This is a genomic window from Chryseobacterium sp. Marseille-Q3244 (assembly GCF_940807095.1).
Lineage (GTDB): Bacteria > Bacteroidota > Bacteroidia > Flavobacteriales > Weeksellaceae > Chryseobacterium.
Genome location: NZ_CALNWX010000001.1, coordinates 20,276 through 34,832, shown reverse-complemented (window position 1 = coordinate 34,832; position 14,557 = coordinate 20,276). Strand labels below are relative to the sequence as shown.

General features: G+C 34.7%; 15 protein-coding genes. 4 read left to right on the top strand and 11 right to left on the bottom strand.

Going from position 1 to position 14,557, the window contains the following annotated elements; translation table 11 throughout:
• Positions 1–8 precede the first annotated feature (8 nt).
• Both NBX25_RS00150 and NBX25_RS00145 read left to right on the top strand, forming a co-directional pair.
• Positions 9–2,168 carry a DUF5689 domain-containing protein gene (locus tag NBX25_RS00150; RefSeq protein WP_250252200.1) on the top strand — a complete coding sequence of 720 codons (2,160 nt, stop codon included), beginning with the start codon at positions 9–11 and terminating at the stop codon, positions 2,166–2,168.
• A gap of 215 nt (positions 2,169–2,383) precedes the next feature.
• Entirely contained in the window at positions 2,384–2,704 is a 321-nt protein-coding gene (locus NBX25_RS00145; protein ID WP_123909305.1) for a hypothetical protein, read from the top strand.
• Between the two features lie 63 nt (positions 2,705–2,767).
• Here the strand turns inward: NBX25_RS00145 and NBX25_RS00140 are convergent, their stop codons facing one another.
• The 5 genes from NBX25_RS00140 to NBX25_RS00120 form a co-directional block, all read right to left on the bottom strand.
• A complete protein-coding gene (locus NBX25_RS00140) occupies positions 2,768–3,238 on the bottom strand; it encodes a DUF6702 family protein (protein WP_228407579.1) in 471 nt (156 codons plus the stop codon).
• A gap of 58 nt (positions 3,239–3,296) precedes the next feature.
• Positions 3,297–4,049 carry an LOG family protein gene (locus tag NBX25_RS00135; protein WP_123858671.1) on the bottom strand — a complete coding sequence of 251 codons (753 nt, stop codon included), beginning with the start codon at positions 4,047–4,049 and terminating at the stop codon, positions 3,297–3,299.
• An 8-nt stretch (positions 4,050–4,057) separates the two neighbouring features.
• Complete coding sequence (locus NBX25_RS00130; protein ID WP_250252198.1) at positions 4,058–4,771, bottom strand: nucleotidyltransferase family protein; 714 nt, start codon at positions 4,769–4,771, stop codon at positions 4,058–4,060.
• A gap of 58 nt (positions 4,772–4,829) precedes the next feature.
• Positions 4,830–5,243, bottom strand: coding sequence for a RapZ C-terminal domain-containing protein (locus tag NBX25_RS00125; RefSeq protein ID WP_123858673.1), 414 nt, complete (start codon positions 5,241–5,243; stop codon positions 4,830–4,832).
• Positions 5,244–5,325: 82 nt separating this feature from the next.
• Positions 5,326–6,342, bottom strand: coding sequence for an aminoglycoside phosphotransferase family protein (locus NBX25_RS00120; RefSeq protein ID WP_123911791.1), 1,017 nt, complete (start codon positions 6,340–6,342; stop codon positions 5,326–5,328).
• Between the two features lie 240 nt (positions 6,343–6,582).
• Between NBX25_RS00120 and xrtF the strand changes: the two genes are divergently transcribed.
• Both xrtF and NBX25_RS00110 read left to right on the top strand, forming a co-directional pair.
• A complete protein-coding gene (gene xrtF, locus NBX25_RS00115; RefSeq protein WP_123909303.1) occupies positions 6,583–7,113 on the top strand; it encodes an exosortase family protein XrtF in 531 nt (176 codons plus the stop codon).
• Positions 7,100–7,534: an exosortase F system-associated membrane protein gene (locus NBX25_RS00110; RefSeq protein WP_250252196.1), complete on the top strand. Its 435-nt coding sequence runs from the start codon at positions 7,100–7,102 to the stop codon at positions 7,532–7,534. The genes xrtF and NBX25_RS00110 overlap by 14 nt, the downstream gene beginning before the upstream one ends.
• A gap of 61 nt (positions 7,535–7,595) precedes the next feature.
• Here NBX25_RS00110 and NBX25_RS00105 read toward each other — a convergent pair whose 3' ends face one another.
• From NBX25_RS00105 to NBX25_RS00080, 6 genes are all read right to left on the bottom strand, one after another.
• The gene (locus NBX25_RS00105; protein ID WP_123909301.1) at positions 7,596–8,594 is read right to left on the bottom strand and encodes a cation diffusion facilitator family transporter; all 999 of its coding nucleotides are present in this window, start codon (positions 8,592–8,594) and stop codon (positions 7,596–7,598) included.
• 57 nt (positions 8,595–8,651) lie between these two features.
• The gene (locus tag NBX25_RS00100; RefSeq protein ID WP_123858677.1) at positions 8,652–9,644 is read right to left on the bottom strand and encodes an aspartate-semialdehyde dehydrogenase; all 993 of its coding nucleotides are present in this window, start codon (positions 9,642–9,644) and stop codon (positions 8,652–8,654) included.
• Between the two features lie 67 nt (positions 9,645–9,711).
• Positions 9,712–10,143, bottom strand: coding sequence for a hypothetical protein (locus NBX25_RS00095; RefSeq protein ID WP_250252194.1), 432 nt, complete (start codon positions 10,141–10,143; stop codon positions 9,712–9,714).
• Between the two features lie 85 nt (positions 10,144–10,228).
• Complete coding sequence (locus NBX25_RS00090; RefSeq protein WP_250252192.1) at positions 10,229–12,904, bottom strand: TonB-dependent receptor; 2,676 nt, start codon at positions 12,902–12,904, stop codon at positions 10,229–10,231.
• Between the two features lie 208 nt (positions 12,905–13,112).
• Positions 13,113–13,973 (bottom strand): carboxylating nicotinate-nucleotide diphosphorylase, encoded by an 861-nt coding sequence (gene nadC, locus NBX25_RS00085; RefSeq protein WP_250252190.1) that lies wholly within the window; start codon positions 13,971–13,973, stop codon positions 13,113–13,115.
• Positions 13,974–13,983: 10 nt separating this feature from the next.
• A complete protein-coding gene (locus tag NBX25_RS00080; protein WP_250252188.1) occupies positions 13,984–14,553 on the bottom strand; it encodes a hypothetical protein in 570 nt (189 codons plus the stop codon).
• Positions 14,554–14,557 lie beyond the last annotated feature (4 nt).

Genomic DNA, 14,557 nt, shown 5'->3' with positions numbered 1-14,557 from the left:
GATTACACATGAAAAAATATAATTCAATTTTAAAATATATTTTCGTCATGGCATCTTCTCTGTTCGTAGTAACAGGTTGTGTCCAAGATGATAAATACGATCAGCCTAATCTTGATGGGTATGATTGTGCTGATAAAAAAGGAATAGTAGTACCATTTGCAGACGTAAAAGCGAAGTATCAGAATGCAAGATACGTATTCCCTAAAGATACAACGCCAGACAATGAAGCTGACGATTTATATATGGTAGGATATGTTTCTTCTACGGATGAAACAGGAAATATTTATAAAACAATCTACGTTCAGGATGCATTAGAAAATCCTACACAAGGGTTTACAGTGAGTGTAGACGCAGTAAGTACTTATACAAAATATCCTCAGGGATCAAAAGTATATATTAAACTGAACGGTCTTGCTATTGGAACTTACGGTGGTCTGGTACAACTTGGTGTAGAAACAGGAGCTGAAACTTCTGCAACTTCTGTATCAAGAATTCCTGAGAAGCTTGTTGCAAAACAAATCTTCAGATCTTGTGCTCCAAAAGGAAAAATTATTCCTAAGGTGATGAAATTGGCAGATATGGTTGCTGCGAATGATCAGTATTTCGGATGCCTTATTCAGGTAGATGATGTAGAGTTTGATGCAAGAGCGTTGTGTACTACTTATGCTCCAAGTGGAGTAACAGTAGATAAAACAATTGGAGAAGGATGGGTTAGTGGAAAATATGCGAAAACTGCAGTAGTAAGAAACAGTGGTTTTGCTTCATTCGCAAGTCAGCTTCTTCCTTCTGGAAAAGGTAAGTTTGTTGGAATCTACAGTAAATTCCAATCGGGATCTACTACAACCTACCAATTGTATGTAAACAAGGCTGAAGATCTTGAGATGAAGACTTTCCCACGTTTAGATGGCCTTACAGCAGGTCCATGTGATTTTAACCCAAGCACTCTTACAGCTAAAACAGTGGCTGATATCAAGCAATTGGCTGCCGGAACTACAAACTGGGTACAGATTACAGGGGATTATTATCTTAAAGCTCAGGTAGTAGCTAATGATGAAACAGGAAACCTTTACAAATATGTTTATGTAGAAGATGCTACAGGAGGTATCAGAGTAAATATGAATAAAACGAATCTTTATCTTGATAGCAGATTCAGATTAGGTAAAGATGTAAATATTAAGCTTAAAAATCTTTATGTAAGAAGCGTTAATGGTGAAGTTCAGCTAGGGGCTTTATTCAGTAACAATACCCAGTTTGGACAGATCGAAGAAGTAGAAATGTATAAATATTTCTTTGATAGCAATACAGCATCAAGAGCGGTTGTTCCTACAGAAAAAACAATTTCTCAGTTAACGATGGCTGATGTTGGAAGATGGATCAAAATTAAAGACGTTGAATTTGTTAAAGGAGATTTAGGAAGAACATTAACTGACGGTAGTAATGTGACTAGCAGAACCCTTGAAGATTGCTCAGGTAATACTGTTGTTTTAAGAACAAGCGGCCAGGCAAGTTTTGGTAATATAAAGCCGGGAGGTTATGAAGTAAAAGGCGGAAAAGGTGATGTATATGCTATTCTAAGTGTATTCAATGGAACTTATCAGTTATGGATTACTAAACTGGCTAACATCGACTTTGATGCACCGAGATGTGACGGAAGTGTGTATATTCCAATTCCTGTTGTTTACAGTGATGATTTTGCAGCTGGTGGATTCAGTACAGATTGGACTACCGTAAACAAAGTAGGACCTAACCAGTTCTGGCAAACATCTAACCAAGGAAACGGAACCAATTATTATGCAGTAATGAATGGTAACGCAGGTGGTGCTAATAATAACATTGCCAATGAAGATTGGTTGATCTCTAAATCAGTAAGCTTAGCTGGTAAAACTAAAGCTGCAGTAAGCTTTACAACGGATTTAAGATATGCTGGAAATGCATTACAAGTGTATGCTACAGATAACTATACAGGAGATGTTACAACAACTAATTGGACTCTTCTTCCTGCAACTCTGGATACGAATGCTAATGCATTTGGAGACTGGGTAGGTTCCGGAAATGTTGACTTAGGTGCTTTCTTAGGTAAAAACGTAAGAATTGCATTTAAATATACTTCTACAACTTCTGGAGCAGCAACTTGGGAAGTAGATGACTTCAAAATTAAAGCACAATAATTATTGTTTTTATAAAATTGAAACCGGCTCGATAGAGCCGGTTTTTTTGATGCCCTAATTTGAACATTTTGTTGTTTCATTCATTTTTATTTCTTGTATTTAGCATTGGCTACCCCAATTTATTGTTATAACCATGTATTCCTAAATAAATATGACCAATAAAATCAAAATGATAATTGCATTTGTATGCTTTATAGGGTGGATGCTATACATCTATGTCTGATTATTATAATAAAAAACTAAATGGGTTGGGATATGATTACAGATTTAAATATGGATCAGAAGTAAGGAAAGACCACCGCAATGGAGAATTTAAATTAGGAGGGCGATATCTTGTAGCCTATGATTCTACGAATATCAAAAATGGATTTTTAATATTAGATAAATTTGATGTAACAGATTCTCTTGCCAAATATCAAATTGAGGAAGAATATGACGATTATCCTCAAGGCTGGTTTTTAGAAAAGATTCCTTTTCAGTATGATAAAAGTGATATTGAATATGAAGTAGGGAGATATGTATTGAGCAAGCAATAAATAGGTATAAAAAACAAAAAACCACTGCAATTGCAGTGGTTTTTATATTACAAAATTAATTATCTAAAAAGAAACCTCATTCACTTCTTTTCCTCGTTGGAAGTTCATCATTTTCTGGCTGCCTTTGTAGGCAATACTCACCAGGTTGATTTGCTTCGGAAAAGAGCTTAAAAGGATCGTATTTTTTATCTTTAAGGTATTAATATCCGAAACCCCTCCGGTCTCAAAATATACCCATACAGTTTCTCCGCTGATCTGACTTCCCGTGAAGGTAATTGTTTTGGGAGCACCATTGACAAATACATCAAAATTATTGTTCACATATTTTTTCACCTCGGCTTCAAATCCTGCTGTGTTAGGATTGATCTTAATAGCGTCAGAGATATGGCTTGTATTCATTTTTGTGGTAAACTTCAATGTCTTGCTTCCATCAATATAATCCACTTTGGTCATTGAAGAGAAAAAGTCTACATACATAAAACTCATTAACACAAAAAATGTTAAAATTCCTGATATATATAAAAGTTTTTTCATCTTAATTAATAGATTTACAATCATACTTGCTAGTTATAGTTCACAAATAATATGCCAATTAAAAATTTACATTCACAGAATATTTATCATAGAAACCTTTAATATGTGCTACTGCCTCATCAGCAGTGTCTACCACACGATAAAGATCAAGATCATCTTCTGCAATCATTCCTTCTTTTAACAAGGTTGCTTTGAACCAGTCTAATAATCCTCCCCAGAATTCAGTGCCTACCAAGACAATTGGAAACTTACCAATTTTATTGGTTTGAATCAAAGTTAAAGCTTCAGTAAGCTCATCCAGTGTTCCGAATCCTCCTGGCATTACTACGAAACCTTGGGAATATTTTACAAACATTACTTTTCTTACGAAAAAGTAATCAAAATTCATGGAGTAGGATTTATTGATATAAGGATTAAAATGCTGCTCAAAAGGAAGGTCAATATTAAGTCCGATTGATTTTCCTTTAGCATTGAAAGCTCCCTTATTTCCGGCTTCCATAATTCCTGGGCCACCTCCGGTAATAATTCCAAAACCTAATTTTGTGATTTTTTCTGCGATTTCCACAGCCATTTCATAGTATTTATTTTCGGGTTTCAGACGTGCTGAACCGAATATAGATACACAAGGACCTATTTTTGCCAGTTTTTCGTAGCCATCCACAAATTCAGCCATGATCTTAAAGACCATCCAACTGTCTTTGGTAATAGTTTCATCCCATGTTTTTTGTCTGAAACTGTTATGTAGCTTTGTTTCGTTACTATCTAATTCCGGGTTTACCAGGCTTTCATCCCTAATTCCATCCATTTCCATTGCAAAAATTATTTAAAATGTTTTTCGGCTTCTATTACAGATTCTGGTCTTCCTACATCTATAAGAATACTGTCATGCAGAAAGCCATGTATATGCTCAGTCTGCATCAGGTCCAGGTATTCTTCCATAACAGAAAATTTGCCTTTTCTTTTTATTTTTTCAAAGATGACAGGGTTGATACAATGAACCCCACTGAAAGCAAGAGCTTTAAACCCTTTATTGAATTCAGCAAGCCTCTGTTCACCCGTTTGCACATTCAGCCAACCTCTTAATACCATATCATCATTGAAAAGAAGCTTTCTCGAACTTTCACGATCCGATACTGCTAAAGTAGCAAAATCTTTTATTTTTTTGTGATACGTTACCAATTCATTAATATTGAGATCAGTTAAAATATCAGCATTTAAAATTAAAAAATCTTCTCCATGATCAAGAAATCTTCTGGCAAAAATCAAGCCGCCTCCGGTTTCCAATAGTTCATTGGTTTCATCAGAGATTTCAATCTTACAGCCGAAGTTATCATTTTTATTTAAAAAATCAACAATTTGATCTCCAAAATGATGAATATTAATCACAAAATCTTGTATTCCGTATCCTTTTAGATAATTGATATTTCTTTCTAAAAGAGGGATACCATTCACTTTTGCCAAAGCTTTAGGATGATGATCTGTAAACGGCTTAAGCCTGGTGCCTTTTCCGGCGGCGAAAATAAGAGCCTTCATATAGTATGAGTAATAAGTGATGAATAATGAGTAATGTAATAGTGGTAAGCAAATATTACTAATTACTATTGTTCAGTTGAGGTTGTTCGTCGTGATGAATGGTTACTTCAGTGCCATTTGGGTATTTTTCTTTGATGAACTCCGCAATTTTTATAGCAGAATACACAGATCTGTGTTGTCCGCCGGTACATCCGAAATTGATCTGAAGATTTTCAAATCCTCTTTCCAGATAATCTTCAATATTAATAGATACAAGAGATTTTATCAATTCCAGGAATTTAGGCATTTCAGTTTTGGTTTCAAGATATTCCTGAACGCCGATATCATTGCCGGTTTGGATTTTATATTCTTCAATTCTTCCGGGATTTAATATTCCTCTGCAGTCAAAGGCAAAACCGCCTCCGTTTCCTGAATGATCTTTTGGAATTCCTCCTTTTTTGTAAGAGAAACTATGGATGTCAATATGTAGCATTTTCTTCTTTTTTATTTTTAAACCATTAAGGTATTTTACGGTAAGTTGTATTTGTTCTCAAAATACTATTTTATAATTTTTTTTATTTTAAAATAGTATCAATTTTCTTCTTAGTTTCTTGTAATGTTAATTGTTCTATAACCTTATTCAGTTCCGGGTAATTTTTCATGTCTTCCCAGGAGGCTGCAAATTGGGTAATGTTTTGGATTCCTTTTTCAAGACTGCCTATAAAATGCTGTTTCCTTTGAATCAGTCCTCTGAAGCCGTAAGCTCCCAGAACCTGAAGGAATCTCATCATCTGAATTGGCTTAACTGAGTTTTTTAGTTGATGTTGAATTTTTTGATCTTCAAATCGTTGAATATAGAAATCCAGCATTTCATTTTTAAAATTTTCGGGAAAATCGGCTTTAGCTTGAAACAGGAATGAAATGACGTCATACATTAAAGGGCCTTTCATTGCCGATTGATAATCGATGAAAGAAACTTCATCTTTTTCATTCACCATGATGTTTCTTGCCTGAAAATCCCGAATCATGATGCCTTTAGGTTCCAGATTCTCTACCAAGGCAGCAATTTTTTTAAACTCTTTTAGTAATGTAGATTTATTATATTCCAGTTCCAGAACATCTGCTACAAAGTTTTTAAAATAATAGAGATCATGAATCACAGGAAGTTCATCATAGGTTTCATATTCAAATGTTTTAGAAAAATCAATTTTTCCCTGTGTTTGAGTCTGTAGTCTGAAAAGTTTTTCAAGAGTTTGTTCTACCAAAGATTGTATACGGGGTGATACATGTTCTTTTGTAATGATTTCTGACAAAGTCTGTGCCCCTAAAAATTCCTGAACATACATTTTTCTGTCTTCTGAGATGGCAAGAATAGCAGGTGTATTAAGATTAAGCTCAGAAAAAACGTTGGAATAATAAAGAAAACTTTCATTTTCCGGAATATTCTCGTTGTAGGTGATGATGTATTTTTCAGTATCGGTTACGGCCAGAAAGTTGACCCTCGCAGAACCGCTTTGAGCTAATGTGATGAATTCAGTTGATTTTTTACCAAGATGGTTTTCAAAAAATCGATTTGCGTTTTCGGAAGTCATAATAATATAGAAACAAATATAGTAATTTAACATGAATAGTTTTAAGAAGGGAGTAGTGCGCTGGAAGAGCTGGGGATGGCTGATGAAAATTAAGTGATAAAGTTTATTTTATAAACTTTTTTTGAATGATTTTGAGTAGTTTTTTTATTATTTATCACCGAATAGTGTGTTTTTAGCTTTCTGTTTTAACTTTCTTGCTTCTCATTCAGGTTATTAGGCTCTAATTTTTATCTTTGTAGAATGTTAAAGGACTTTAAGCCGGTGTTAGGAATTTTATTGCGCTTCATCATTATTTACCTGGTGTTGCTCTTTGCTTATCAATTTTATCTGAATGGAAATAAAGATTCAGGTTTGGATCCGTTTTCAAGAATTATTGCCAATCAGGTAAGTGCTATACAAAATGTTTTGAGCTATCCTACTGAGCTTTACAATGATGTAAAGAATGAACAGGTCTGGTTTTATGTGCAGAAACAATATGTAACAAGAATGGTAGAAGGATGTAATGCCATCTCGGTCATGATCCTGTTTGTATCATTTGTTTTTGCCTTTTATAAAGGATCTAAGACATTTGTTTTTGTGCTGGCAGGGCTGGTTTTACTTTATATTATGAATCTTTTACGGATTGTAGGATTGAATATTGTGATGGCAGAACACAAGGAATATGGTAAAATGTTTCACGATTTTGTTTTCCCGGCAGTTATTTACGGGAGTGTGGTTTTGCTTTGGTTAATCTGGATTAAATTCTTTGCTTTAAAACATGAAAATTCTTAGTGGGCTTCTTGTTATTTTAGGAATCTGTGGTCTGATAGGGGTCAGAGTGATGGAAGATAAAATATTTTACGATCCGTTTCTTGGGTACTTCCATGAGGCCAATAAAAATATTAGCTTCCCGGTATTTGAATGGGGGAAGTTAGTAGGTGGATATTTGTTCAGATTTATTCTTAATCTATTTTTTTCCTGCCTGATTATTCAGGGACTATTTAAAAATAAACAGTGGACGATACAGGGCGCTTTGATGATGGTGATTGTTTTTGCAATTGCTTTTCCTCTCTATCTGTTTTGTATTCAAAATAAATTCGAAATAGGATATCTCTTTTCATTTTATATGAGAAGGTTCGTAATTCAGCCTTTAATTATATTACTGATTGTTCCTATGTTTTATTACAGAAAACAAATGATAAAGAGTAGATAAGGTTAAGAATTTACTTGAATCTTTTCTTTCTTAACCTTCTTGACCTTTGTATTTCTATTAATTATTCTACCGTATGTTTATCTACGCTGGTTACATTTTCAGCGGTCCATTCCACTCTTTTTACGAAATCTTTTTGCCGAACGGGGCAGTTTTCAATCTGGCATACCGGACATGAAATAGGTTTACAGTCATCCATATGAAAATTGAACTCAATATTTCGTTTAATATTTTTAGCTAAGAGAATAATCACTTTTTCCATTTCATTGTGAGCATCCCTAAGGTCATAATACCAGGGCAGGGTGATATGAGCATCAATATGTAATGAAGCACCAAACTGCTGGATCTTCATATTGTGAACATCAATCCATTCTGTATGCCTGTTTGCTTCAAGGATTCTGATGACCTGATGCAGTATTTCAGGATCCTGTTCATCCATAATACCACTTAATGATTTTCGAACGATTTTATAGCCTACAAATATGATATAGAGTCCAAATACTAAAGCAACAACAGAATCCAGCCAATAGATTTTAGTAAAGTAGACTACTACCAAACTGGCTACTACTCCAAGGGTAGTGATGGTATCAGACTGAAGGTGTTTTCCAGAAGAAATAAGAACCAATGAATTCTCTTTTTGCCCCTTCTTTATGGAAATGTAGCCCAAAAGATAATTGATAATGGCTGTGGCTGTAATGATCCAGATTCCCAAATCAATTTTGCTTAGCGTTTTTCCTACAATAAGGCTATGGATACCTTCATAAATAATCATCAGACCGGCAATGGCAATTAAAGCCCCTTCAATACCGGAAGTGACAAATTCAACCTTTCCATGGCCGTATGGATGGTCTTCATCCTTAGGTTTAGCGGCAAGATGAAGTGAATATAATCCCATAAATGCACTGATGACATTCACAATGCTTTCCATGGCATCAGAGAATACGGCATCGGAGTTGGTAAGTTTCCAGGCAATAATCTTTCCAATGAAAAGGATAACTCCAAAGGCAGCAATGAGCTTCTGGAATCCTATTTTATCTTTGTGGGTGTTCTTCTGTGTATTCATATTGTGTTTGATAAAAAAAAGAATCTCAATTCTGAGACTCTTTTTTATTTTGTTAGTTTATACTAAGTTGTTTGCTACAAGATATTCTGCAATTTGTACAGCGTTTGTTGCTGCTCCTTTCCTCAGATTGTCTGCTACGATCCAAAGGTTGAGCGTTTTCGGCTGTGACAGGTCCCGTCTGATTCTTCCTACGAAGACTTCATCTTTTCCTTCTGAATATAGAGGCATCGGGTAGTGGTTGTTTTTTACATCGTCCATTACTACCACTCCAGGAGTCTCAGATAAAATCTTTCTTACTTCGTCCAGTTCAAATTCGTTTTCAAATTCAATATTTACACTTTCTGAGTGACCTCCCTGAACTGGAACTCTTACTGCAGTGGCTGTTAAATTGAATGTATCGTCACCAAGAATTTTCTTAGGTTCCTTCATCAATTTAATTTCTTCTTTAGTATAATCATCCTCTGCAAATACATCGCAATGAGGCAATGCATTTTTGAAGATCTGATATGGATATACTTTAGCAGTAGAATCATCACCGCTGATCTCTCCGTTTAATTGGTCAACAGCTGCTTTACCTGTTCCTGTTACAGATTGGTAAGTAGAAACAATCACTCTTTTTAAATCATATTTTTTGTTCAAAGGTCCTAAAACCATTACCAACTGAATGGTAGAACAGTTCGGATTTGCAATGATCTTGTCTTCTTTAGTCAATACATCTGCATTAATTTCAGGAACGACTAATTTTTTATCAGGATCCATTCTCCATGCTGAAGAGTTATCGATTACAGTTACTCCAGCTTCTGCAAATAAAGGGGCAAATTCAAGAGAAGTAGAACCTCCTGCAGAAAAGATAGCAATATCCGGTTTGGCAGCTATAGCGTCCTTCATGCTTACAATCGTAAATTCCTTCTGTTTATACTTCACCTTTTTACCTACAGATTTTTCGGAAGCTACCGGAATTAATTCTGTTACAGGGAAGTTCCTTTCTTCCAAAACTTTAAGCATAACTTGTCCAACCATTCCTGTTGAACCTACTACAGCTACTTTCATTGATTTAATTAAAAATTTAAGATTAAACTATTTATAAATTATAACGCATATAATTTCTTTGTTTGTTTTAAGCCCCAAAGACTTTTATCCATGGGAATGCAAATGCGAATAAACCTACTGCAATTAATCCCATAATCGTAATCCCAAGGGAAATTGTATCATTAGATTTTACTTTTTTGTTAACGATCGTCATTAATACTGCTGCAATAAGCATAGAAAATGGATGTTCAACATATTGGAATCTCAAATCTGCATTTTTCATTACTGAGCCCATGTCCATTCCTTTTGTAAAGTTGATTACCAACATAATGATTCCTAGTAAGAACTGAACGTGGAAGAAAATCATTGTGAAAAGGGTAGTTTTTTTCAAAAACTTGTTCACTTTCCCACTGAAACCGAACATGGTAGCTAAAAGTGCAATGATAAATAACGCTACCAGAAGAAGTTCAAGATACCCGAATCCTTTGTGGGCATTTTTCAAAATTCCGTAAAAATCCATATTTTCTATTTTTTTGTACACAAAGATAACAAAAATCCCGGCTCAAAGCCGGGATTCATATTTATAAAATCTAATATTGTGATAATTAGAAGTTGAATGATAGCGTTGCTGCCCAAGTTCTTCCGAATCCGAATAAAACACGGTTATCAGTTGCAACACCTTTGTACATGTAGCCTAATTGCTCATAAGTTTTCTTAGCAGTGTTGTTTGAACCGTCAGCTAACTTAGAAGGAGCATCAGATGAGAATACATTTGTTGACGCATCAGAAATATAGAATGTATCAAATAAGTTGTAAACGTTTGCTCCGATTGTGAAATACTGAGAAGCGTCTTTTAACTTAATTCTGTATGAAATACCTAAATCAAATAGATTGAAGTCAGGTAATTGTAATACTCCTTTATCTTGTGCTGCCTGATTGGAGAAAGTAGCAATATCAATAGATGAATATACTTTTCCTACATATCTCCATGTTCCAAAGATGCTAAGGTCTTTTACCGGTTTAACGGTAGCTCCTAATGAAGCTGTCATTTGAGGAATACTGTTATTGCTTGTTCCTCCTACTTTTACTTTGTCTAGGTAAAGAGTTGATGCGCTTGCAGTTGAAGATCCTGATAATGAAAGAGGATTGTTGTTGTCATCAAAAGCAGATCCTGTAGCATTTCCTTTGTAGTAGTAGTCACCCCAAGAGAACATTCCCTGGAATTCTAAGAAGGTTGTAGGCTTATATACTGCATCAAATTCAACTCCCTGGTGAATTTCAGTAATTCCACTGATTTCAGCATATCCTGTAGTTGTTGAATTGTCAGCTAATGTAAATGTCTGGTTAGTTCTTCTTAGCCATCTGTCTCTCCATTCAGTTCTGTACAAGTTAAGGTTTGCACTGAATTTAGGAGATCTGAAACCATATCCAACTTCAGCAGAGAAGATTTTCTCATTAGTTAAGCTAGGGTTTACAACCTGGAAGTTACTTGGGTATACAGAGTTCATGAATGGCTGCTTGCTGTAGTAACCAATGTTTGCAAATACATTGTTGTGATCATCAATGTTATAGTTGGCACCCCCTTTAATATTATATCCGAAAAGATTTTTGAATCCGGTTTTTGTATTAACAATTTGTCCCTGTTGTTTAGTTACTCCATCCTGAACGAAGTTATCAATTCTTTGATATCCTTGGTTAGAAACGGATCCCTGAAGGAATGCAGATAATTTATCTTTAGTATATTCAACCTGACCGAATGCACTGTACCAGATAACTTCTCCATCGTTGCTATATCCGATTTGTTCATTTAATGGAGCTGTTTTTCCTCCTAGTGGATTCCATGCAAGCTGCTTATAATCATATCCTCTTGATGGTGTGTAAGGAGGAACATTATTGTTTAGAATCTCTCTATATCCTTTTGCTCCATATAGATCAGAAACTACTTGATAGTGATAACCGTAGTAATATCTGTCATCTGTACCGATTGAGAAATTCCAGTTGTCATTAACTTTGTGTTGGAAATTTGCTAAGATCCCATACCAGTTGTGAGAGTTGATACTTGATCTTCTGATAATACCGTCTCTTACCTGATATTGTCTTCCATTAGCAGGATTAGTCACCATGTAAGGGTTACCGGCTGCAACTAAATTACTATTTAAAGCAAAGATTTGGTTGTAGTCATATGTTCCGTCAGCTCTTCGGTAAGAGTTGATGTTGTTTGTTGCAGGGGTACCATTACTGTTGAATTTCCCGTTCCAGAAGCTTCCAAGATCTCCTGTTCCACCACCTCTACCATTAGACATGTATAAAACAGTACTTAACTTTGATTTTTCACTCATTGTCCAATCCCAGTTCAACATCATTACTGGCTTCGAGTAATAGTTTGCTCTGTTTGCAATTGGAGTTCTTGATCCATCTGGATTTACGTAATATCCCCAGTCAGAGTTATAGGTTCTGTCAGGAGTGTTATCGCGATCTGGATTATAGTTGATGTAATCCTTGATGAAAGGAGAATACGTTCTTTGATCGTGCCATTGAGGAGATCCTGTAATGGTGAATTGGAAATTGTGTTTTTTGTTTGGTTCCCAACCTAGAGCAAAGAAGTAAGCATAGGATTCATAATCTGTATTTTGAATGTATGTGCTTCCAGCTTGTCTGCTCATTAAGAATGAAGAAGACCAACCTTTTTCTGATTTACCAGTATTATAAGCGAAAGATGTTTTTAAAAAGTCATTGTTACCAACTCCTAATCTAACAACACCTCCTTTTTTCATATCTGCAGATCTTGTAAGGAAGTTCATTGTACCTCCTACAGAAGCAATCGCTAATTTAGAAGAACCAAGTCCTCTTTGTATTTGCATTGTACTTGTTACATCTGATAGACCTGTCCAGTTTGACATGTAAACAGTACCCCCTTCCATATCATTTACAGGCATACCGTTTACCATTACTGCGATGTTTCTTGATTCGAATCCTCTGATTACAATTTGAGAGTCTCCGAAACCACCACCACCTTTAGTTGCATATACAGAAGGTGTTGTGTTTAAAATTTCAACAAGTTCCTGATTCCCTTGTCTTTCAAGAATTTGTGCTGCTTTAATAGTAGAAACAGCTACAGGTGTTTTTCTATCCTTAGCGATATCTGTAACACCTTTTAAGATTACCTCTTCAATGTCTTTAGACTTAGCTTGCACTGTGTCCTTGCCTTGTTGAGCGTAATAAACACTAGCTGTAGATAAAGTAATTACCGCAGTTAGTATTGATTTGTTGATTAATTTCATAATCGTTAGTAATAATTAGATTTAATTTTCTGCAAAATTCGCAAAATATATTTTAACTATTATTAACTCAATGTTAATTTTTAATCAGTCTTAATAATGTTAAATGCTTGATTGTTAGTAAAATGGCTAAAAAGCGACTTTTTATATGAAAAAAGTCATGTTATTGAATTTTTAATAAAGAGGGGGTGTTTTTATTAAAAATTCAACGCTATTTCACTGCTTTGAGACTCAAATCTATATTCTCAGCCGAGTGTGTTAAAGCCCCTACAGAAATGTACGTAACACCTGTAGATGCAATTTCTTTAAGCATATCACGGGTAATTCCGCCAGAAGCTTCAGACTCAGTAGAACCGTTTATCATTTTCACAGCTTTCTTCATGGTTTTAACATCCATATTATCAAGCATGATTCTGTCCACTTTTGCATTGATGGCTTCCTGAACTTCTTCCAGATTTCTGGTTTCAACTTCAATTTTCAACTTTTTCTTCGTCTTTTTAACGTAATCTTTAGCCATTTTCACCGCATTGGTGATGCTTCCGTTATAATCGATATGGTTGTCTTTAAGCATAATCATATCATAAAGACCATACCTATGGTTGGTTCCACCTCCAATAGCAACGGCCCATTTTTCACACATTCTGAAGTTGGGGGTCGTTTTTCTTGTATCTAAAAGTCTGGTTTTGGTTCCTACTAATCTTGAATCCCAGTCATGAGTTAGTGTTGCAATACCACTCATTCTCTGCATACAATTAAGAACAAATCTCTCAGTAGAAAGAATAGATCTAGCACTTCCTGTTACGATAAGAGCTATATCTCCTACTTTACAAGGGGTTCCATCTTTAATAAAAGTTTCAACCTTAAGATTTTTATCAAAAGTTTTAAAAATGATTGCTGCCAATTCTACTCCTGCAAGGATACAGTCTTGTTTTACAAGTAGCTTAGCACTTTGCTGAAGGTCCTCAGGGATAGTGGAAAGTGTAGAGTGGTCTCCGTCCTGGATATCTTCCTCAAGAGCACTTTTTATAAATGTTTTTAATGCTTTATCTGTAACGTAGGCCGGTCTTTTCATATTTTTAATTTTAGTAATAATAGGCTGATTTTTTTCCGAATAATAAATCATGAATTACGAATAACAAAATTACTTCATTTTCTTTAGCTTTTACTTTTTCAAATTCTATTTTATTTTTTATCCGGTTATTATCTTGATCTGTGACTTCAAATTCTATAACATATTTTCCGTTACTTTTTCCATATTTATATAATCCATCAAGAAAATATCTCCAACGAAGGTCTTTCCAATTGTATTCACGATTGTGAAACAAAAGTTTATCTTCATTGAATTGTAAAATAGGATGTTGAGAATTATTGATGTAATAAAGAGTTAACGGTATTTTATTATCATTAATAATTTCATTCAGATCAAAATTGTCCCTTCCAAAATAATATGGTTTTCCTAATTCAATAATATTGCATAATAAATTTAAAGGAAGAGGATGTTTTGCTCTGGAGATAATTATTTTTTTTAAAAAACTAAATATATCTTTTACAAAAAACAGCATAATACCTGCACTTCCAAAAAACATTAAATTTCGAAGATCCTGTGGTTTAAAAAAGAAAATGGAGCACATGGCGATTCCTGCAATAAACATGATT